The organism is Maribacter sp. 1_2014MBL_MicDiv, assembly GCF_001865655.1.
Lineage (GTDB): Bacteria > Bacteroidota > Bacteroidia > Flavobacteriales > Flavobacteriaceae > Maribacter > Maribacter dokdonensis.
This window is the reverse complement of the sequence record NZ_CP011318.1, coordinates 2,442,820-2,466,793: the sequence shown is the minus strand read 5'-3', so window position 1 is coordinate 2,466,793 and position 23,974 is coordinate 2,442,820. Positions and strand designations below refer to the sequence as shown.

The window sequence follows — 23,974 nt, the reverse complement described above, 5'->3', positions numbered from 1 at the left end:
ATCAATAAAAAATATAGAATTATTCGACAGTAATTGAAAGTATATCAACTTTCACACTATCTAAATCAGAAATTCTCCATCTATGAATACCACCATGCCAAGATTCATCAGGGTGATATAAATACGCAATATCAGAATTTAATGGATTGAAAACAGTATATGGATTTATTGCATTTCCAGCCATACCATCAAATGGCGTAAATACCTCACCGCCTAATCTACTAACAGAGAGACCATTTACATTTTTTGTCCAATTCGTACCGAAAACATTCAACAGCAAACCATTTTCCCAATAATGAGCATATTGGTTGGTTTGAAAACCCCCTTTCCAAAATTCCCCATAATACCCCCAAACAATATTATTTCCAAATGCCATTGCTTTACTCCCGGCATTATGGACGTCATTACCTGTATCGAATCGTCCATCAAGAGGATAATCACCAGTATAGTCCTTTCCCGTAGCTTTAGACGTTTTAAATATCCAAGTATTATCATTCGTATTTAATAACCCTAAATGATAGCCAGCTCCCATATTATTCTCCTCAGGTCGAGCATCAAAAGTAAGAAGTTTATAATCATCTAAAATTGCAACACTTAAGGAACTACCATATCGAAAAAGTGGTTCATTAGCTAAAATGTTAGTTCTTTTAGCTAAAAGTGATCCTCCTAAAAAAATAGGGTCGTTATCAATATCAAAATCATTTAATTCATACTTCTCCCAAATAACATTACCGTGCAATTCTGCTGGGTTAACATATACTAATGAACCGTCTTCTAACCAAACCCAATTAAAGCCATCTAAAACCTTATCCGTAATTCTTATTCCACTCTCTGTTAATTCCGCTATTACAAAATTATATCCTTCAGTTAGTAAAAAGTAGGTTTTTCCGTTAGACAAGGTAACCGGTTCTCTGATTCGACCGAATGAGTTATTGTAATCATCTTGTATTGAGAAGCCCCAATTATTTTTTAAAGACCAACTTTCACCAATATCTTCTTGTGAATAATCTATTTCATATTCCAAAAAATCAACAAATAATCTTGAACTATTGTTTTTATCGATAGACATTATTAGCCAATCTGGGGTATATTGAATTTTTTCTTGGAAGTTTCGATTACTATCATATTTCATCATTCTGTTGTTTCCGGTATCCAATACCCAAAACGAACCATCATTTTCAAAAGCCAATGATGCATGATTATACTGGGGCGTATATATATCTGCATTGAAATCTTTAGACTTTGAGTCTGAAAAATAAAACTTGTTATTAGATACTTTTGGTCCATTTGCATAACCTCCCAGTTCTCCAAATGGAGCATCTTCCTCACCATTATCAGCATTAAAAAAACGAATTTGTTGATACGCACCTCCGTCACACACACCTAGAATATTATCTTTTTTATTGAAGCCCAATGTCAATGGCTCATCTAATGACGAAATACTTAAATTAGATTTTTCTAATTGTCCATTTTCTTGAATAACGTATTTAGATACAGAAGATTCATCTGAAATTAACCAAAGATTCCCCTTATCATCTGTTGTTAATTCCCTAGGTGCATTAATAAATTGAATTGTTTGTACCAAAGAACCCCCATTTGATAAACTTAAAACATGTATAGTGTTTTGAAGCTGTCTTGCGACATACAAATACCCATTATAATAAGCCAAACCGGTTATGTATGAGTTAGTTCCCTCAATTAAATCTAAAGTAGATTCATATGTTCTAGAATACGTGACCTCATATGATATTGCTTTATCAAAAATATATTCTTCGTTGCTATTCTGATCTGTAACAAATACAAATGATTTATTTGCTTGAACATCATGGCCACTCCAAAACACTTTATCTTCTCCCGTAGCAATATATTTAACTATAGCTCCTTTGTCCAAAACCGGAGTAGTTACTTGTGGATCGCTTAACTCTGAAGTATATGCCGCAGTTCGCTGTTCATTGTAGCCATTAGACCAATAAATTTTTTCTCCATGAACTATAAATTTAAAGAAACCACTTAATCCGTGATATCTATTTACTCCGGTTAAATTTTTAGACGTATTTCCAATTTTTGCACCTTCCCATTCATATTTAACATTGTTAGAAAGCACTTTGATAGTATAATTTCCAGAAGAAACCGGTATACCTTCATCATCTAAACCATCCCACTCAATGCTATGTGTTCCTTTATCCTTTTCAACATTACTCCATAAAGTTCTCAACAACACTTCCCCATCATAGACACCTGCGCTTGTTCTTGCATTTTCATCCAAATAAAACTGTACTTCTTTAGCTGTATTTTTGTTTTCAACGTAATGGTAATTTTGCGCATTAAGCACATAAGACAAAAACAAAAAATAGTATAATATTTTCATTGTCCAGAAACAATATAAGAGTTAGCAGCTAGCTTTCTAAGTAGACCAAAACGAACATTACCCTTATTACTGATAAAAGTGGCATTGCCGTTTAATTGGTAATTTAGTTGAACACCTTCTAAGGCCTGTATATTAAGTACGGCACCATTGTGTGCCTCTAAATTAATATAATCCCCAACTTTCATTAGATCAAAATTAGAAGTAATACGTAAAGTGGCGGAATTAATACATTCTAAAGTGTTGAGAATATCCGATTCATTGATATCCCTATCTGTTTCAAATGAAATAATTTGAGATTTCTTCAAATACTCGTTGCCCATTGTTATGCTACCAGCAGTTTTGGCATAAAGAGCATATGGAACGCTCAAAAGCTCTGTTAAACCTGTAATTGAGTAATTAACACCTCCATTTAAGTCCATTTGAGTCTCTAAAAAAAAAGGACCATTTGACCAATCAATATCAGTAAAAGTCCCTTTTAATACCGTTCCGGTCCCAATCTGTAGGGTCATGAGTCCGTTTTCATTCGTTAATGGCAAATGTGATTCTTGGTAAACCTCTTGTCCATTTGTGGTTTGCTGGAGTATTGAAATTTTGATTCCTATAGTTGAATTACCTAAAATTTCACCATTAGTATTACGTACGATTGCCTGATAACTAATTTTTTCCGGCATTTGGGCATATATGCCTATAGTGAGAAAAAATAATGTAAGAAATTGATATAATTTCATTTTCAAATTTTTATAAATTTAATTGAAGTAATAAATTCATTGTTATTACGAAGTAACAGTATATAAATACCCTCAGACAAAAAGTTTAGTTCTATTTCCGTCACAATATCGTTGATATTATTAGTTGCCATCAATTTACCTTCAAGATTGAAAATCTGATAGTTTAAATTCTCAAAACTTAAACTATCAACACTTAACTTCATTAAATCTATCACCGGATTTGGATATACTTTTAAAGTTACCGACTCGTTACCTGAAGCCTTAAATGCATCTATACCTTGTTGAACCCCTAAATCTATTTGGTCTTCTTTCTTAAAAGTTTGGGTCGCAAAGATCTGACCTATGGAATAAGAATAATTTCCTTGTAACCCTACTGCAACACCACCTCCAGCATTAATAGAATAATTGGTTTGACCTACCTTTAAAGAATTGGACATATCATCAACATCTTGACCAAAAACAGAACTGACAACAATTAGCTGTAAAACAAAAAAAATAAATTTCATCAAAAATTATAAAACCCTTATTTCACCTAAGTGTTTAAAAATAAGTTTAGTACCTATTCCATAAACGAAAATAAAGCAAACTTGGTCTAAGTTATACGCTTTAAAAACATATAAAGACTATTGAAATTTATTTTTCTGTTATCTTTTTTAAAAACAACGAAAAAACTAATGAAAATTCAATAAAGTAGATGATTTATAGCAGGAAAGACAGATTTAAGAAATGTTAAATTTAAAATTTAACATTTCTTAAATCTCTAATACGGGAAATAATGTCGCCATTGCTTACTTAAAGAAGAATAAAGCTCTTATAATTAGTAACTAATGCTATTTTAATTAAATGTAGTCCTCATTCTGCTGTCTGCAGAAAACTTCGCCCTTACCAAATGTACTGCATAGACAACACCAAAATAAAGATACCTTTTAGACATTCGCCTAGGTTCGTTTACCAAACGCCCCAACCATTCTAAGCCTAAATCTCTCCATACTTTGCTTGGTCTTTCTACAGTACCTGCATAAAAATCAAAAACAGCACCAATACAGCATATAATCTTGGCATTAAGAAAATTTTTATGTGCATGGCTCCATTTCTCTTGTTTTGGAGCGGTCATACCAACAAAAAGCACATCTGGATCAAAACTATTAACCGCCTCAATCATACTTAGATTCTCTTCTTCAGTAAATTGCGGTTTAAAAGGTGGCGCATAACTAGCAAATCTAATATTTGGATATTCACCCTTTAAACGAGACTCTATTTTAGCCAAGGTATCACTGCTTGCCCCTAAGTAAAAACAAGATCCATGGTTTTCATTTAATCGTTTTAATTGATACTCATGAAAATCTGCTCCTGCTATTTTTTTTATGGAAGTACCATTCAACCATTTTGCAGCTAATGTTATGCCAACACCATCGGGCAGAATAATATCACTAGCCAACAACGCTTTTTTAAATTCAGCGTCTTCTTCAGCTATACAATAAGAATATTGATTGATTGTATTTACCAATAATTTAGATTTTAATGGTAAATTATCAAGTGAAGAATTGTAAATAGGATAACCAAGGCATAATACCTTTGAGTCAAATTCAGTAAGCATCATAAATTTCTAAAAAAGCCCTAATTATAATTTTGTTCTCCCAAAACATGTACGGAATATTCGCATCAATCTTCAACAACAATTATAACTATATCGGGGGTTAATGGTTGTTCAGACAAATATATTTATTTGGCATGCAACCACAGATTACTTCTGTTAACGTGTAGTAAAATATAGTTATAGCGCAGCTTAAAACATATGGCCTTACACTATCAAAAAGATCAATTACCAAACTTGTAGTACTATTCTAACAACTACTGTAAGTCGGTGATGCGCAGAAATTTTTAACTTTTAATAAACGCGCTGAGGACTGCATTTTACATTTTAAAATTTATCTTAGCATTCTTAATCATTTAAGAATTAACACATAAGGGATTCCAAATTTTTATTCTGCTTATATTTCCCCCAAATCATATTCTGAATAACAATTTTAAAAGACCCAAATGATCTTATAGAAATTTTAATGACTTTCAATTATAAAGACATTAATGAATACTTAAGAATTATGATAAGACCTACTTCATTAAAAAACACATTGTTCTTTTTTGCGACCCTCCTATTCTATGTATGTCTATTTGAATCTTGCGCCTCTGAAAAAGACCATGTAGAAGATGGGAATACCACGCATGAACAATCAGAAGAACCCAAAATCATCACTTTTAGTTTTTTAACTACAGATAATAATGGCTTAACCACCGATATTGCTGCAACCCTTGATGAAGAAACAAAAACTATCTACGTTGAGCTTGATCCATTAGTGTTAAACATAGACCAACTAATACCTACCATTACCTTATCATCTGGATCTAAGGTTAGCCCTATATCAAAATCTGAACAAGATTTTAGCCATGAAGTTACCTATACGGTTACTGCAGAAAACGGCACAACAACCGTTTATAAAGTTGTACCGAGTATTATAGGGAATATTTGCACTTCTAATCTAGTTGATTCCGGTCCTATTGTAGTAAGCACGAACAACCAACGCATAGATAACCTCTACATTAGAACATCTGACCAACATGGTATTGAGATCAACAACCATACAGGTGTGGTAATCTCTAATTGTATTATTGAATACACCGGGGCTTACATGGGAATAAAGTTCACCAGTGCCGATAACCTGACCATAAAAAACTGTTATATAAAATATACCAATGCGCCATCTAGCGGTCCATTAGCGGATTCTGAAAGAAACTGTATTGAAGGTATAGGTTCGCAAAATATTGTAATTGCCAATGTAAAATTAGAAGACGGGTCAACGGGCATACGATTAAACCAATGTGATGATTCGGTTTTAAAATATATTGAAGGTCATAATATGAGAGGTCCTTTCCCTAGGGGTCAATTAGTACAATACGATAAATGCGCCGGTGGGCTTTTAGAGAATTTCTCCGTGATCAATGATCGTGATGTGGCTTGGACAGAGGACAATATAAGTATCTACAAAAGTGGTGGGCAACAGATCAAAAAAGGATTGATCGTTGGCAATAACAGCCCTACTGGTGTTGGTGTGTTATTTGAAGATCAAAATACCGAAGGTGCAAGGGGTGGTTACGGCGGACTTGTAGAAGATGTAGATTTTTTGGAAATGGGTAACGGTGTGGTCTCCTCTGTAGAAGGCTCTAAAAATGTGAGTTTTACAAGAATACGAGCCAAACAGATCATTTGTGGCGATTTAGGACAAAACAGGGGAAAATCTACCTCTAACTCATTAATATTCGGTGCTTTTGGCACTACGGCAAATACCGGTGGAAATAGTATAAATGATTGTATCGTTTATAATTCCTGTAACCCCACCAATATTGTTTGGCCAGAACACAATTTTGATGTTATTGACTATAGAACAGATATTGATTTTGAACCCAGAAACCCTATTGTGCTTAATTTCAACTGTGATTAAGGTAGTAATGGCAATTAGACATGTTCAAGGAAAATACCACTACATTACCCTTCTGTAGCATACCCAGGAATTCTTAGAAAGCCCAATATTTTTCTGCGTACTATAGTGTCTTTAAAGAAATATTTAAAATACCTTCTATCTGCCTTTATATCCCTAATAATAAACTTAGGATGCAATAACGGAAAATCTATTTCCTGTGCTTCATTATATTGCCTAGCATCATTGGCACTAACGGTATGTGTAGCATCTTCACCAAACCCAACATTTTTGATCATATTTTGGTTTGGTATTATTGACAAGCCAGAGTTGACCAGTTTTGTATAGTCCCACTGATAGTCCCACCAAGAGACTTCTTTAGCATTGATCGTTTTTTCTATTTTACTAAGTCGATATTTCTTTTCGATGATGTTTGAAAAGTAATTGTCAAAATAGCCTTTCTTTTTAAGTTCTGGAAAGCTTGAACATTCATAATCATAGTTTTTCCAGGCTCTTCGCCAACTTGCCCAACCCCACTCATGACTAAAATAAGAGAAGTAATACGAATAATCTGAATCTGGGACATACCCATTCTGAAAGTTAGAGCCTCCAATATGCATAATCTGGTTATTGTCTCTATATCTTTCCAATAATTCTGAACAAAACTTGAAAAAACTCAAAGACGGCAAACAATCATCTTCTAGAATAATGCCTTCTTCCTCATTTTCAAAAAACCAATCTATAGCAGTTTTGGGTCCTAATCCACAACCTACATTTTCTTCCCTGAACAGCGTTTTAACTTCACAATCCCAATCTACTAAATCTATAATAGCCCTAGTTTCTTTGCATTTTTGATCATCCTTACCATTTTTACGTGGACCATCTGCCGCAACATAGAGTTTTGCTGGCTGGGCTTTCCGTATCATTTCAAAAACCCTTTTCGCCTGTTCCGGCCTATTAAAAATGATAAATAGTACCGGTGCTTGTGCTGTTGCTGTTTTCATTTTAAATAGTCTTCATTTTTAAACAATTGCCAAATGATGGGAAATAAGGTTTTACCCCACAACAGTAAGAATGCCTGTGGTAGGTGAAACGGAAAATGCACCTTAATGAACTCTAAATATTCTTTATACGATAAGCCTGTAGGGCTATATAAATATGCTATTCTTTGTTTTAAATTACTTTTTTGGCTTAACCAATTTACCCCATGATCATTTTTACAATAGCCACAATAAGCACTGGCAACATAGGTAAAAATACCATTATCCAAAGCTTTTAAGGTGTAATCAAAATCTGCAATTCCGTGCGTATAGGTTTCCGTTAAAGAACCGATAACCTCGTAGACTTCATGAGGTACCAGCATGATATTGGCATTGCCCATTTCGCACTTCTGCGGAAATTTATCATTAGGCAATACCATTTTACTCTTAAATGATAGTTTGTTTAAAATTTTATGTCCGCCATAAGAAACCTTCTTAGTATCTGGATTTAAGGTAGGACCCACGATGATACTTTTAGGTTCGTTTACTTCTTCTAAGTCACTTAACAGCCTGGTCAATGTATCCTTAAAAACAATGGTATCATCATTTAACAGTAAATAATAATCTGAATGCCTGTCATTATCACGAGCCGCTTTCCAAGCCGTACGCATGCCACCTGCCCAAAACAAACTACCTGATCCCTGTATGATATGAAGGTTTTTAAAATTACCCTGAAGGTATTCCGTAGTACCATCTGTACTACCATCATCTACCAGGTAGATTTTTAAATAGTAACTATCATCATCTAAATCACAGTTTAAAAGCGCCTCTAAACAGCTATACGTTTTCATCTTACGATTATGGCACGTAAGTAAAACCGTTATTAATTTCTTTTCTTTAGTTGACATCATCTCTAAACTTTTTCAACTGTTAAGCTGGTAACTTTCTGTTTTTTCTCATTTCTACATACACTTGGTACGGTGCAACAATTAACCCATTGACATTGGTTACCACAATTGCCATACAGATACCAAAAATTCCGTAACCCATTTCTACCGATAGGAAATAAGCTATTGGTACAAAAAATAGGATTACAAAAATGGAAATATAGAATTGTAAATTGACCTTACCCATGCCGTTCAACACACTTATAAATATTTCTGAAAAGCAATTAGACAACACTATTAGAACAACACCCAATGAGGTTATGAACGGTATGGTTATAATATCACCGATCCATAAGTTATAGATAGTAGGCGCCAATAATAATCCAATGATACATCCTACGGCAATAACGCTCCAAATGAGCAATAGCTTTTTTATCAATTTTTTAATCCACGTGTAGTCATTGTTTACCTGGGCATTGGTAACAGAACTCCACACCGGACTCAATATGATACCAAATATTAAAGAAGCAACGCTAAACAGCTTAAAAGCAATATTGAACTCGGTTACCTTTTCTGGTCTAAAGTATTTACTGATCAAAAAGTTACTGGTTTGAAACTGCACCATATAGGCAATGTTCAAAAAGAAAAATTTGATCCCTAGAGAAAAGATAGACCCTAAGGTATCTACCGTAGGCTTTTCTATTTTCTGTATTAAATCCGGTCTTTGTACTACAAAGAAATATGCGGTAAAGAGAAATATAGAAAGTAAGTTACTACCCATGACCACAAAACCTAAATTAAATAAGGAAGGCTCAGAAAATTCCCTTAAATACAGAATACCAATTAAGCCAAGCACATTGCCCAATAAGATAGTTCTGGCAATCATTGCTGGCTTTTGCAGGGCAAATTGGATAGGGTTATATATTTGAAAAATAAACTGTAAGCTAAAAAAGGATATTAAAAGAAAAACCAACTGTTGCAGTTCTGAACGGTAAGATGCATTTACTCCTAAAAATTCATCCCATTTTAACTGATCTGTAAATATGACATTTAAGATAAATATGATGGTAGAGATCAATATTAATACGGCTGCAGTGGTATGAACCAATTTTCGCTGCTCTTTGATATCATCCAGAGCTACGGCTTCTGAAAATTTATTGCGTAGACCGTTACCAAAGCCAATATCCAACAAGGTAAACCATGTTAACACAGAACTAAGCGTTAACCAAATACCGTATCGTTCAGCGTTGACAAAATTTATAACCAAAGGAACAAACAAGAAGTTTATAGCCGTACCCAAGCCTCTTAAAATCAATGAAGAAAAAACATTCTTAATCAACAGGTTAGTCCTAGAATTTCCTTGAAAATAAGACTGTATGATTACCTTAATGGAGTTAAACCTTTTGATCATTATATTGTGTTAGGTCTTTTTAATGGTAGGTACTTTGACCTATAATCAAATGACAAAGCTGAAAAATCTTGTTTTTTAAATGTGGGCAAAAATATAAATATGACACAAATAGGTAGCATTAGTATGGGTTCACCAAAGCTTAATATCAGTAAAATTAATATGGAATAACATACATATTCGGTTTTTCTTAAATACCCCCGGCATAACTTACCATATCTATAGAGTAAAACCATAAATCCAACCACACCGAACTTAGTTATAAAGTCCATAATACCGTTAGAAATATTAACATTAAACTCATTAATGTAGTACTCATCATATTGATTACTGACCCCTAAAAAAAGTTTCCAGTTAAATTGTTCGTAAAGAAAAATTATACTAGCAAAACGGTTTAAGGGTATTTGCCTTTCTACATCTTCATAATAGACAGATAATTGCTCCAGCTCTTTTAAATCACGTATATCTTGCTCATAAATCTCAACCACCTTCTCCCCTAAAAAAGGTACGTTGGGTATGGCCAATGCAAATATGACCGCAAAAATTATGATGGCGATCTTACTGCTCCTGTTCAATACGCGGTATCTAAGGAAAAATAATAGAAACACACCAAGGTAGGCCGTGGTAGACACCGTTGTTAAAATGGCTAAAGTAATTATCAATGCCTCTTTGTTCAGTTTAAAATCATTGATTAAAAAATTGAACATTAATGCCAACGTCAAAAACGAACCAAAAGCGCCAGGCTCCCAACAAAATCCGGAATTTCTATAGTAATGGATATCATCAAAGGTGAAAAACACAAAATTGGTATATCTAAAAGAGCCATCATCTACCGTTAAACTTTCAAACGTAGTACCTATTGTCTTTACAATTGCGCCATTTTGAAATAATTGTATGCTATAAAACACCAACGAGACTATGGCTAAATGTGAAATTACCTTTACCAAATAATACAAAGCCTTTTCTCGTAGTATCACACAAAACAAATAGGCCGTAAATGCAAATTTGAAAAAATAGAATACATCGCTTGTAAAATAATCCGCAGGTAGTTTATTCAGTTTGAATCGAACGGCGATATATAGAAAGTACACTGCCAGGCAAGTCAAGAAATACTGAATATCGCGCTTTTTAACCTTCTTCAATCGAAACGCAACGATAATCATAAAAACCTCAAGCCCGAACCAAGCCGAATTATAATCAACTAAAAAATTGGCTTTAGAAGAAAACAACAAGAAAAGTAAAACTACAAGGTAGTATATATTCATTTTGGCCTTTACTTTATTCTAATTTTGGTAGGTCGTTTATTAATTGTTCGTAACATCGTTAAAAACAACCATAGGATTTTTAAACTTCTTATTACGCTTAGCTTCTTCCAAGATTGCCAGATCATCTAAATGGGTGTAATTCTCACGAACCATAAAAACACAACAATCCGAATATTTAGAAAGGGCAAGCGTATCTGCCAATGTGCCAATTGGGGCAGAGTCTATGACAATATAATCGAAGTCATTTCTTAACTGCTCCATAAACTGAACCATTTGCACCGAATTAAAAGATTCTAATCCGTCTACTTTTTCGGAACCCAACCCTATGGCAAACAAATTGTCATTGTTATTTACCGGCACCAACAAATCGTTGATAGTAATAGTACGGGTTCCTGGTGATAGGTAATTTGAAACACCAATTTCTGAATTAGCAGCTCCCAATGCCCCCATTAATTCTGGATTGTGCTTATCTAATTCTAAAATCACGACTTTAGAGTTTGAAGAAGCCAGTGCCACCCCAATATTTGAAGAAAAGAAAGTTTTCCCCTCCCCTTCTTGCGCTGAGGTAACCAAAATAGTTTGCATCTTCTTTTTAGGTAGATGAAAACTCATATTCATACGCATCATTCTAAAATCTTGAGCCAATCTACTACTCTCCTCTCCCTTTTCAATAAGATTTTTACCTGATGCATTATGTGTTATTTCACCTATTAAAGGCACACTAACTCTTTTCTGAACATCTTTCTTATCGGCAACTTTAGTATTTAATCCATCCTTTAAATGAACAATACCTACAGGAACGGCAAGACCCAATAACAAGGATACCAACATGAAAAGTTTTTTACTGGGAGATTTAGACTCAAAATCAGTAATAGCCTTATCGATTACGGTAAAGTTATCTTGCCTAACACCAACCATTAAAGCCGCCTCTTCCCTCTTTTGTAATAAGTACAAAAATAAGTTTTCTTTAATACCCTGCTCTCTACTAATTTCCAATAATTGCCTTTGCATTGATGGTATTCTTTGCTTTTTGGCTGCAAATTGATTGGACCTACTTCTAATACTACCTATAGTACTTCTTAAACTTTGCCTAGATGTAGAAAGGCTACCAAGAATATTCCCTTTCAGCTGCTGTAACTGATCCCTAATATCAATCATACGCGGGTTGTTCTCAGGAACCGTTCTTTGCAGACTTTTGCGCTCTATCTGTAATCTATTATAATTATCTATTAAATACACCAGATTAGGGCTTGATACACTTAAAGAATTTAAAGTAGATTCATTATCCCCATTTCTTAAATTACGGTCTATAGCACTTAAAACTTTTAGTTCTATTTCAGCTTCGGTCAGTTTTCTACTATAATCTATTTCTTGCTCAGAAAATGAATTTGCATCTAACTCTACATTAGCCAGTTCATTTTCTGTTTTGAACTGGGCAACATTTTTTTCTACCTCACTAAGCTCTACCGATAATGCATTTAAACGCTCATCAATAAACTTTACGTTATTTAAAGCCATGGCATTTTTCTCTTGATATGCCTTTATACCATATATTTCAACCAATGTATTTATGATATCCTCGCCTTTCTGAGGATTTTGCTCTTTTAAAACAATGTTGATAACAGAAGCATCTTTATTGATTACATACACACTCAATGCTTTTTTCACATAATCATGTGCCATCTCATCTATATCCCTAAATTCCAGTAAAAATTCAGTACTCTTTACGTTGGACTTTTCATTGGGCACAATCTTAAAAGTTCCATAGGGTTTTTCAATCTTATAACCATAATTATATCTATTATAGCCATAACTTGAGCTAATAGAATTTGCTGCATCTAAGTCACCTTCAAAATCTTCCGATATACTAAAACTATCTTTTCCTTCTAACTTAATTTTAATAGAAGTATCATAAGCCGATGGATATAAGGTGTCTACAACAATTTTAAATGGCAACTCTGAACCATACAATTCCGTTTCAGAAAAAGTCTCTGGAGTACTAACTTTACATTGCAAGGACAAACTATCTAAAACAGAACGCATTAAATTTACAGAAGTCAACACCTCAATTTCATTGTTAACCCGCTCTGAATTACTAAACGGATTATTGCTGACCATGTTATTACCAGAGGCATCTATATTAGATGTTTCATTTTTCAATAAGATTTTACTAGAAACCTCATATGAGGTGCTTATGAACTGCAGGGCAAGAACTGCCAAGCCAATAAAAATCAGAAGAAACAATAGAAATAGTTTCCATGATTTCAGGTATTTGCTCAACAATGCCTTTACATCAAAATTTTCTTCATTATCAGAAGAAGATAGCCTTGAGTCAAAATATTCCTTTTCAGTCATTGTATTCAATTTATCGGGATAAATAAGCCTGACTATGAACAAGTCTTAGCTTAAGAATTTTTTAATTGTATGGATTGATTAAAAGCTGGCAATAGAAATTACCGCTAATGACAACGAACCTAATATTACCGAGAACCATTGCGTGGCATTAGAAGTATTTCTAACCTTTCTATCATTTGGTTGCACGTAAACAATATCATTTGGTTGTAGGTAATAGTTTGGTGAAGTAAATAATTCGTCTGAAGTAAGATCTATTCTTCTAGTACTTTTAATACCGTCTTCCTCACTTATTAATAACACATTATTTCTTTGGGCATATATAGTCATATCGCCCGCCATACCCAAAGCTTCTAGCAGTGTAACTTTTTCATTTGGTATGGTAAAAACCGCAGGTTGATTTACTTCTCCTAAAACAGAAACTTTAAAGTTCATAAAGCGTATATCAACTATTGGCTCCATCAACAATCTTTTAGATATCAACTCTTCTCTTATATATTCTCTCAGTTCTTTCTTTGTAAGACCGGCTACCGCTATTTTACCCAAAACCGGGAATCTTATAAATCCATCTTGATCGATCAAATAACCAGGAGTTTGTATACCGCCTACGTTATTGGCAATATTGAACATCTCGGTTACCTCAGCATTTAAGCTGGTAATATTGATACTCAACAAATCATTCTTTTGCAAAATGGGCTCTAAGGGCTCATAATATGATGCAAATGTATTATTACCTACTTCATTGAAATAAGATGATTTTTTAGCGCTACCACACGATGTCAATTGCAATGCCACAACAAGCAACATTGAAATTTTCAGCAAATAAGATTTAGTGTTGTGAAAGTTAATTGGGGAAATACTAGTTTTCATAAATTAATTGTTTGCAGCTTATAGTTACTGTAAATGGTGAACATCAAAATTAATTGAAAGAGAAAATTGAACGACATTAATTCCGACATCCTAGTTTATATAATCGTCGTAATTAAGATAACAGGGCATTTTACCCATTGCTAGCAGAAAATTTTAAAAGTAATTAGGCACTTCATCGTATTTACATGGTCTTACAACAATTCACCGAATAGTTTTGAAGAAATTGGATCCCATAAAATCCGCTATTTTTTCTGGGCTTACATGTGTAATCTCCGTACTGGAAAATTCATTTAAATGCTGTGTAGCAATATGGCATTTATATTCTGCAGTAAGATCTATTTCTTCTAAATAAAAAACTTCTTCACCTATTGTAGAAAATCCGTCAATAATTTCAATAGAATCCAAAGCTACATTCAAACCGGTTCCATAAGCTTTTAAAACTGCTTCCTTCTGTGTCCAAAATTCAAAAAACTTTTCTTGCACATGTAAAGAACCAACCATATTGTCATATTCCGATTTTGAGAATTGTAATCTAAAATCATTTATATCTACATTACTAATTTTCTCTACATCTACACCTATACCTCCATGAGACGTAAATGCACAAACTATAAAATCATTTGAATGGGAGATGTTAAACTGAACCTCAGAATTTTCTAAAAAAGGTCGTTTATCTTTAGAATATTCAATGGCAATATCATCAACATTAATGCTATAGAATTTTTGTAAACCATATGCCAACAACAGTCTGCCTAAAATAGTAGACTTAGCATCTTGCCATCTTTTATATTTCGAATATTTAAGCACAAATTCTTTAGAAAATTTCTCTTGTGCCTGCGCAAAGAAAATTTCATTGTCAATAGGTGTTAAGCTAGTACATAAAAGATGTGTCATCTAAACAGGTAAACAATATTCCCAAACCATTCTATATCTCTAAATATCAATTTTCAAATAGCCATTTTCTTTTGTGGCATCTGCTACGTACCATGCTGGCTGCCCATTCTCATCTCTACCTAAACGAGCACCTGGCACAGGTGGTGTGTTCAATCTCTCAAAAGAATTTTGCATTGTAACGGCATGCCCATTGGTTTCCTTTTTTAATATCCCAACAGTTACCAATTCATCAATGGAATCTAAAAGTGTTTTCTTCAAAAAGTCCACATCCTCATTGGTATATGCCGTGGTTAAAAAGCAAGGGAAGCCATCCCAAATATGTATTCCTTTCTCTCGCATAATTACAAACAGTAATTCTGAATACGGAATTTCTTTCTTAAACTTTATCCTCCATAAAGACCCAAAATAATTGATTTCTAAAGGCAGCCCGTTTTTAGCAAAATTTTCATTTAAACTAATCACCATTTGTTCAGTCATAGCAGAAACATTTGCCTGCAAACTTGGTCCTTGTTCTTTCATATGGAGCAAAGCCGCCTTCGCAGAGGCTAATGCCAAAGGATGGCGAACAAAAGTACCGGCAAAATAAGTAACCCCAACTTCTGGGTAAGAATCATCTCCATACTGCCAAAAGCCACCATCAAGTGCATCCATATATTCTTTTTTACCCAATATAGCACCGATGGATACACCACCACCTATGACCTTACCATAGGTTGCAATATCCGCCTTAACATCAAATAGGGCCTGGGCACCACCCGGATGCATTCTAAAACCGGTAATAACCTCATCAAAAATAAATGGTATTTCTTCGGCTGCAGTTATTTCCCTTACTTGCTTTATAAATTCTATGGGTTGAAATTCCGGTCTACGGCTCTGTACCGGTTCTACAAGAACGGCCGCCACTTCATGTGCTCTATCTTTAATAATCTGCAAGCTTTCCTCGGTACCGTAATCAAGGATCAACATATTTTGAACCGCTTCTGGTAGTATCCCTGCTGCAGCCGGAAAAGTTTTCTTTTTCTGGGTTCCCCTTACGATACCCTCATCATTAATTCCGTGGTAAGACCCCGTAAAAGCAATAATAAGCGAACGCCCGGTTACGGTACGTGCAATCCTCATGGCACCCAATACAGCTTCTGACCCAGTATTACATAAAGCAGCCCTGTCATGACCTGTAAACTCTAAAAGTAAATCACACACTTCACCAGCCAACGGATGTTGTGGTCCAACTTCATATCCTAGATCCACTTGTTTGTGCATTGCCTCTTTAATAAAATCTGGTTGGTACCCAAAGAAACACGAACCAAACCCGTTCAAAGCATCTATATACTGGTTGCCGTCTAGGTCCCAAAGTCTATTTCCCTGAGATTTACCGATCACTATGGGATATACCAAATCTTTGGTCAACGGTTTAAAACCCGACACCACTCTTGGATCCGCCATTTTTGCCCTGTGATCCTGGGCATAATTTTTACTGCCAATGGTTTTCTTGTTATATCTAGCAGTCAATTCATTTAAGTATTGAGACTGAGCTTGATCTAAACCAGTTGTTTGCTTTTCTATTCTTGGTGAAGCACCAAACGGTTTTTTATGTTCTTGTTTTTCCTGTTCCGTACGTATATCCATACTACTTGCACCATTGACCTTTTCTGGTTGTTGAGGAGCACTTGGCGCAACGCTTGGTTGTACAGTAGCTACCGAACCACCTTGCAAAAGCTGTAATTGCTTGCTAAGTAGTTGAAGTTGTTCCCCTATTAAACCAATAGCCGTTTGGTTACCAGCAGCCGTAACATATTGGGCTGCGTTATTTTCTTTAACCTGATGTATGGCAACACTAGGCTGTTGAACCACTTGTGGTTGTGGCTTTAGAACTTCTTCAGGTAAATTAGCATCTAAATAGCTTGCTAAAAGTTCTGGTGTATTAATATCCTCATTAAGCTGTCTAAATGTAATTGGAATTTTAAATTCTCTCTTACAAGTAATAGCCATTTGAGTAAGGATAAGGGAATCTAACCCTAGCTCTAAAAAGCTTAGATTTTTGTCATTGGTTTCAATTTCAATACCATAATTGTTTGAAACTAACTCCGAAATTTTATTTAAAATGGTCACGTTTCTCATTGGTGTAACGCTTTTTGGTTTTTCTGTTAAGGTTTGTATTGTTGGGTTGGTATGAACACTCGTCCTTTCAATTTTTGGTTGAGTAACTATAGGGTCTATCCAACATGGTTTTCGTTCAAACACATAGGTAGGCAATCGTAATCTTTGTCTGCCCTGTTTTTCATAAAAATTAGTCCAATCTATAGTTATACCCGTTAACCATAATTGTCCTAAGGCATTAAGTATACCGTGGTAATTATTTTCATTGGATTTAGGCACCGGTAATGAAGCTATAGACTTAATTTTTCTAGCTTCTTTGTTTTGACGGCTTAGCGTTGTAAGTGTATTTCCCGGACCAACTTCTAACAATACCACATCTTCTAATTTAACTATGGTATCCATAGCATCGGAGAATTTCACGGTATCTCGTAAATGATTGGTCCAATATACAGGGTCTACAGCCACCTCATTGGTCAGCCAAGTACCTGTTACGGTAGATACTATGGGTATCTGTGGAATCTTTAAATCGATATTTTCAACAATAGCGCCGAACTCCTCTAAAATAGGGTTCATCATTGCGGAATGAAAAGCATGGCTTGTAGCTATTAATCTATAAGGCAAATTTTCTTCCTTAAGTACCTCTGCAAATTTTTTAATTTCACCATCCTCACCAGAAACTACACAAAGTTTATGGGAATTAACAGCGGCTACAGATAAGGTTTTTGGCAATATTTTATGGAGCGATTCTTCATCTATACGAACGGTGAGCATACTACCTTTAGGAAGTGTACTTACCAGAATACCCCTCATGGAAACTAGTTTTAATGCATCTTCCAAGCTAAAAATACCAGCCAGATGAGCTCCAACGAACTCCCCTAAACTATGACCGCAAATTACGGTAGGTTGAATTCCCCAACTGATCCATAATTGAGATAGTGCATATTCTATGGTAAACAACGCCGGTTGTGTAAACCGTGTATCGCGAAGATTATTTTCCGCTTCCTCATTTAAAGATTCCGGGAAAATTATTTTTCTGATATCCAACTTTAGGGTGTCCAGCAACAAGTTGGCACATTTATCCACAGCATCTTTAAATACACCTTCGCCACTATACAACTCCTTGCCCATGTTCAAAAACTGGGAACCTTGCCCTGGCAATAAGAATGCCACTTCATTAGGAACTGCCCTAACTACTGACGATTGTGCTGTTTTATTATCTTTATCAAACAGTACATCTGAAGCCTCTTTAGTGTTCGATGCCAACATAAACCTTCTAGCACCAAAACTAGCTTTAGTAGTACTCAGCGTATAAGCCACATCTGCTAAATTCTCCTCTTTACCAGCATCAAAATGAGCTTTCAAGGCACTTTCATAACCCTCTAAACTTGTATTCGTTTTTGCGGAAATAGGTAAAAGCTGTACCGGTCTTTGTTGCACGGGCTCTTTTAACTTCATCTCATACTCTTCTAATACCACGTGTACATTGGTTCCACCAACGCCAAAAGAACTTACCCCGGCTCTTCTAGGGCCTTCTACGTCCCATGAAGCCAAAGTATTGTTTACATAAAACGGACTATTATCAAAATCTATTACCGGGTTAGGTTTTTCATACCCTAAAGAAGGTGGTAATTGTTTATGGTTAAAGGCCAATATCGTTTTAATCAAACCAGTTACACCTGCCGCAGCGGTAAGGTGGCCCATATTACTTTTTACCGAACCTAGTCCACAATAGTTTTTCTTGGATTGCTCTCCAAAGGCGAGGTTGAGTCCGTCCATCTCAATAGGATCTCCTAAAGGCGTGGCCGTACCATGAGCCTCTACATAGCTAATGGTTGCAGGTGAAATACCGGCATCATTAATAGCGCTCCTAATAGCGTTGGCCTGCCCTTTTGCGCTAGGAGCCGTAAAGCTACCCTTGCCACCGCCATCATTGTTAATACCTACACCCTTAATCACTCCATATATAAAATCCCCATCCTTTTTAGCTTCCTCCAAATCCTTTAAAACAACCACTCCTGCACCATCGCTGAACACGGTTCCTTTTGCTTGAGAATCAAAAGGTCTACAATGACCGTCTGTACTGAGCATTGATCCTTCTTGATACAAATGGCCACTATTAATTGGTGCCGTTATACTGGAGCCCCCAGCGAGAGCAACCTCACAATGTCCATTTCTAATAGCTTCGACCGCTTCGGCTATAGCCAGCAAAGATGTGGAGCATGCGGATTGTACACTTACCGCCGGACCTTTTAAATCTAAATGATAAGCCGTTCTTGATGATATATAGTCCTTTTCATTTACCGTATCCAGTTGTAGCTGACCAACGGACTCTATCAATTCATGGTTCGGTAAAATGTTCTTTTTATAATACGTATTGGTACCCGTACCGGCATAGACCCCAACCCTACCGCTATAATGTTCCGGAAGATGACCAGACTCTTCAAGTGCTTCCCATGCAAGCTCTAAAAACAAACGTTGCTGAGGATCCATGGCCGCAGCATGTTTAGGCGTTAAGCCAAAGAAACGCGCATCGAACATTTTAACAGAAGGTACTACACCTCTTGCAGCTACGTACAAGCTATCATTTCTTAAGGTTTCAGGAATACTTTGATCCAATTCTTCTTTGGTGAAAAATGAAATAGTTTCCTTTCCATTTTTTAAGACCTCCCAAAATTCATCAATATTCTTGGCACCGGGAAATCTGCCCGTCATACCTATAACGGCAACATCGTTAGATGAAGCATTATTTTTCTCTTTTCGCTTATTGGATAATATAGCAGGTTCTTTGTCGCCCTCTATAAAATTCACAAGTGCGGCAATGGTCGTATGTTGATACAGCTTGGTTACCGGAATTCTCTTGTTCAGAGTTTTCATAATGGCATTTACGACTTTTTGTGCCATAAGCGAGGTACCGCCCATTTCAAAAAAGTTATCATCAACACCAATACCCGAAAGTTTTAATTCCTTTTCCCAAATAGCAGCTATACTCTTCTCTACCTTGGTACGTGGTTTTTTAAAGATCACATCTGAATTTGACCTTACATACCCAGGAGCCGGTAGCTTTTCCTTATCAATTTTCCCATTAGAGTTTGTAGAAAACTCATCTACCCACATTAAAAAAGTGGGGACCATAAATTCTGGTAACTTATTGACAAGCGCTAGTCTAATACCGGTCATTTCAGGTTTCTCACCAACAGCCTGCATATATGCTACCAATCTGGTTTCACCTTCCTCATTTGTATTTGGCAACACTACAGTGCGTTCAATACCGTCTAAAGCATTTATGGTAGATTCTATTTCCCCTAATTCTATACGGTGTCCGCGAATTTTAACTTGATGGTCAATTCTGCCAATATATTCTAGAGTACCATTTGAAAGTCTTCTTACCAAATCTCCTGAGCGATACATTTTTTGCCCAGGTTCAAACGGATTCGCAATAAACTTTTCACTGGTCAATTCCGGTCTATTCAAATAACCTCTTGCCAATCCATGACCTGAAATGCACAGTTCACCTATAACCCCTACGGGTTGTAACTGGTTTTTGGTATTCACCACATGTGAAGTTAACGATGACACACAATTACCAATATTGGAAACATTGGTTCTTACATCCTCATCATCAATGATTTTAAATGTTGTAAATATGGTAGTTTCGGTAATACCGTAGCCGTTTACGAATTGAATACCCGGAAATTTACGGTACCATTTTTCTAAATATTTTGGAAACAATGCCTCACCACCAAAAATGACGTATCGCAATTTCAGATCGACATCACCTGAAGGTAAGCTACCCATGATATTTAAAAATGATGATGGTGTTTGGTTCAGAATGGTCACCTTTTCTTTTATGAGCAAGGACATAAATTCAAAAGGATCCTTGATCACTTCACTGGAAGGAATTATCAATTTACCCCCAAACAACAACGCTCCGTAAATCTCCCAAACAGAAAAATCAAAACAGTACGAATGGAACATGGTCCAAACATCGTTCTCATTGAAATCATAGAAAGGATCATCGTTAACAAATAAACTAACGACATTTCTATGTTCTAACATGACACCTTTAGGATTACCTGTAGTTCCTGAAGTGTAAATGATATAAATCAAGTCGTTAGGCAATAGCACTACACCTTTTAATCGGGCAGTTGTAAAACTAGCTTTAGTTGACTTGAACTCTTCAATTGCTGCGGCATCTACCGTTATATTGCAATTGCTATCGTTTTTAATATATTCTTTGCGTTTTTCCGGGTAGTTTGGGTCAACAGGCACGTATGCGGCACCAGTTTTCATAATCCCCATCATACCAATAATTAGCCATTCACTCCTATCTAGAATCAAACATGCCAGGTCCCTTGGTTTAACCCCTTTCTTTTGAATTAAATAATTTGCAAATTGATTGGACAGCTCATCTAACTCCCTGTACGTTAATGTATGCTCCTCAAAGGCTACAGCTATACGATCTGGAGTTTTTAGAGCCTGCTCCTTAAGCAAATCAACCACGGTTTTATCCGTTGGATAGTCTACGGTAGGTGTATTGAATTCAGTTAACAATATTTCACGCTCCTTATCTAAAAGAAAATCTATACTTCCTATTTCAGAAGTTGAATTTTTCATTAATAGAGAAATGATGCTCATATAATGCATCATAAACTGTTCAATAAAACTATTTTCAAATACCGCATCATTATATACGACATCTAACCTAATAGTATCAGCATTAATCTCAAGATTAATTTCCAAATTAGATTTGACATGGACTTCACCTATCCTTTTAATCTCATTGAATGTATCATTACCATTTGAGACAGAAGTATCATGAGTTTTTATAGCGTTAATGGAAAGCACGACATCTTGTAGTGCATTGTGACCATTGGTATCGATTAAATTAAAATCTGCCAATAGCTCTTCAGAAGGATAAAAATTTTCTTGATTTAGCGATAACCTTTCAGTAGTGTCTTTATTTACCCTATTAAAGTTAAATTCAGCCTCAATGGTATTTCTAAATAAAGATAGATTTTGATCTAACAATAGTCCAAAAGCAATATCGTTCTGATTTGTATACCTATGAAAGAGTACAGCTAATGCCGAAATTGCAAAAGTCGATATTTCAGTAGGAGAAGAAGTATTTGATTTCAAATAACCAGACAACTGTTCAGAAAAATAAGTACGCAACAAAACCCCTTTTGAAGCGGTATCGTTTACTTTTAAATTTCTATTGGGCAAGTCAAGCAATTTTATGTCGTCTGACAATAACTTTTCCCAATAGAATTTAGCGCTACTGGAAAAAGCCCCTTTATTTTTGGCATTCATATCTTACTTAATGCTATAATTATCAACTAAGTTCAAGTACTTTTCAAATTGCAAATGCCCAAAACATACTGCATGGATTATTGAATAGATTAAAGGAAAATTGTTTTGTGCTAAAAGCTTAAACAAGCATACCTATTTTTATAAAATATTTGAATGTATCATTGAACATTATAATAGTAGTAAAATTAGTGAATCTATTGTATAAATAAGATTTCAGCTAACAGCAATCAATGAACCATTTCAATCAAAATTAGATTACAAGTAATTGACTATCAATTAATTAAAAAATTATACGTCATCTATTACTAAAACATAAATTATTTCATTCCTATAATTTCATCGAATAAAAAAAGACGTTCTTCGATATACAATTTCACCCAAATATGACTAGGTAGATGAACTGTGTTATATTTAAGATAATCGGCGATTTCAAATAAATATATTGTTTATTTTCACAAGTAAATTACAACAAGATTAAAATGAAAGGAAAGCTTATATATCTCATAGGTGACTTACTCATATTGTTGATGCCAAAAAAAGCAAAGAAACTTGCAAAAACCGGCATGACAATTACCGATAGAAATAAAATTACCCTGATTGAGCTTTTTATGCGCAAGTCGCTATTAAAAAAAGTAGAGGATAAATCAGACTACAACACACTATCAGAATTTCATAAGGCATATTGGAAAAACAAAGGAGATGATTTCTTTACGGCCACCGATGACTCCTTTGAAAAAAACTTCTTACCCGAATGTTCTTTTATGTTTGACCTTTTAAAGAACAAATTATCTATAGAAGAGGAAGATTTTAATACCATAGTGGAGATTGGCACCGGCAACGGAAAAGTTTTAAATTATTTAAGCGAACAATTTCCACAAATAGACAGGTTCGTAGGCATTGACCTAAGTGAAAATCAAATAATTAGTAACCAAAAAATATACAGCAGGAACCAAAGACTTGAGTTTGTTGCCTACGATGCTTTTGATTGGGTAAACACGTATGCTAATAAGAATATGATTTTTGTCATCTCTAGAGGTGTACTTGAATACTTTACCGAAAGTAAGCTCTTAGACTTTTTACAACAGATAAATAGATTAGGAAACACCATTTTTGTAGCTATTGAGCCTAATGGAGTTAACCATGACCTTAATGCTAATACCGGTTCAGAGCCATATGGGTATGAGCGTTCATTTTCCCACAATTACAAGGTACTTTTTAAGAAAGCTGGTTTTACGTTATGGCATAGCTCAAAAAAAGACAGCACCCTTGATCACTATTTTAGTTATATGGGTGCTGATAATTATAGTAAAAAAGCTGTAATGGTAGCCTTAAGATAGTCTGG

The 23,974-nt window shown here is 35.1% G+C and carries 14 protein-coding genes; 2 read left to right on the top strand and 12 right to left on the bottom strand.

The window, feature by feature from the left end; translation table 11 throughout:
- Positions 1–19: 19 nt before the first annotated feature.
- The 4 genes from YQ22_RS10330 to YQ22_RS10315 form a co-directional block, all read right to left on the bottom strand.
- A complete protein-coding gene (locus YQ22_RS10330) occupies positions 20–2,368 on the bottom strand; it encodes a FlgD immunoglobulin-like domain containing protein (RefSeq protein WP_071341142.1) in 2,349 nt (782 codons plus the stop codon).
- Positions 2,365–3,096, bottom strand: a complete 732-nt coding sequence (locus YQ22_RS10325; protein WP_071341141.1) for a hypothetical protein — start codon at positions 3,094–3,096, stop codon at positions 2,365–2,367. The genes YQ22_RS10330 and YQ22_RS10325 overlap by 4 nt, the downstream gene beginning before the upstream one ends.
- Positions 3,097–3,098: 2 nt before the next feature.
- Positions 3,099–3,602, bottom strand: coding sequence for a T9SS type A sorting domain-containing protein (locus YQ22_RS10320; RefSeq protein ID WP_071341140.1), 504 nt, complete (start codon positions 3,600–3,602; stop codon positions 3,099–3,101).
- A 329-nt stretch (positions 3,603–3,931) separates the two neighbouring features.
- Positions 3,932–4,696: a WecB/TagA/CpsF family glycosyltransferase gene (locus YQ22_RS10315; protein ID WP_071341139.1), complete on the bottom strand. Its 765-nt coding sequence runs from the start codon at positions 4,694–4,696 to the stop codon at positions 3,932–3,934.
- Between the two features lie 460 nt (positions 4,697–5,156).
- On the opposite strand from YQ22_RS10315, the gene YQ22_RS10310 reads away from it, so the two are divergent.
- Entirely contained in the window at positions 5,157–6,593 is a 1,437-nt protein-coding gene (locus tag YQ22_RS10310; RefSeq protein WP_071341138.1) for a right-handed parallel beta-helix repeat-containing protein, read from the top strand.
- Positions 6,594–6,637: 44 nt separating this feature from the next.
- Here the strand turns inward: YQ22_RS10310 and YQ22_RS10305 are convergent, their stop codons facing one another.
- The 8 genes from YQ22_RS10305 to YQ22_RS10270 form a co-directional block, all read right to left on the bottom strand.
- Complete coding sequence (locus YQ22_RS10305; protein WP_071341137.1) at positions 6,638–7,573, bottom strand: nucleotide-diphospho-sugar transferase; 936 nt, start codon at positions 7,571–7,573, stop codon at positions 6,638–6,640.
- Complete coding sequence (locus YQ22_RS10300) at positions 7,570–8,457, bottom strand: glycosyltransferase family 2 protein (RefSeq protein ID WP_071341136.1); 888 nt, start codon at positions 8,455–8,457, stop codon at positions 7,570–7,572. The genes YQ22_RS10305 and YQ22_RS10300 overlap by 4 nt, the downstream gene beginning before the upstream one ends.
- Before the next feature lie 22 nt (positions 8,458–8,479).
- Positions 8,480–9,847 (bottom strand): lipopolysaccharide biosynthesis protein, encoded by a 1,368-nt coding sequence (locus YQ22_RS10295; protein ID WP_071341135.1) that lies wholly within the window; start codon positions 9,845–9,847, stop codon positions 8,480–8,482.
- Positions 9,847–11,109, bottom strand: coding sequence for a hypothetical protein (locus tag YQ22_RS10290; RefSeq protein ID WP_071341134.1), 1,263 nt, complete (start codon positions 11,107–11,109; stop codon positions 9,847–9,849). Before YQ22_RS10290 ends, YQ22_RS10295 begins: the two co-directional genes overlap by 1 nt.
- Positions 11,110–11,148: 39 nt before the next feature.
- Positions 11,149–13,464: a GumC family protein gene (locus tag YQ22_RS10285; RefSeq protein WP_071341133.1), complete on the bottom strand. Its 2,316-nt coding sequence runs from the start codon at positions 13,462–13,464 to the stop codon at positions 11,149–11,151.
- 78 nt (positions 13,465–13,542) lie between these two features.
- Positions 13,543–14,331 (bottom strand): polysaccharide biosynthesis/export family protein, encoded by a 789-nt coding sequence (locus tag YQ22_RS10280; RefSeq protein ID WP_083365600.1) that lies wholly within the window; start codon positions 14,329–14,331, stop codon positions 13,543–13,545.
- Positions 14,332–14,532: 201 nt separating this feature from the next.
- Positions 14,533–15,225: a 4'-phosphopantetheinyl transferase family protein gene (locus tag YQ22_RS10275; RefSeq protein WP_071341132.1), complete on the bottom strand. Its 693-nt coding sequence runs from the start codon at positions 15,223–15,225 to the stop codon at positions 14,533–14,535.
- A 39-nt stretch (positions 15,226–15,264) separates the two neighbouring features.
- Complete coding sequence (locus YQ22_RS10270; RefSeq protein WP_083414229.1) at positions 15,265–22,632, bottom strand: hybrid non-ribosomal peptide synthetase/type I polyketide synthase; 7,368 nt, start codon at positions 22,630–22,632, stop codon at positions 15,265–15,267.
- Between the two features lie 479 nt (positions 22,633–23,111).
- On the opposite strand from YQ22_RS10270, the gene YQ22_RS10265 reads away from it, so the two are divergent.
- Positions 23,112–23,969, top strand: coding sequence for a class I SAM-dependent methyltransferase (locus tag YQ22_RS10265; protein WP_071341131.1), 858 nt, complete (start codon positions 23,112–23,114; stop codon positions 23,967–23,969).
- Positions 23,970–23,974: the final 5 nt, after the last annotated feature.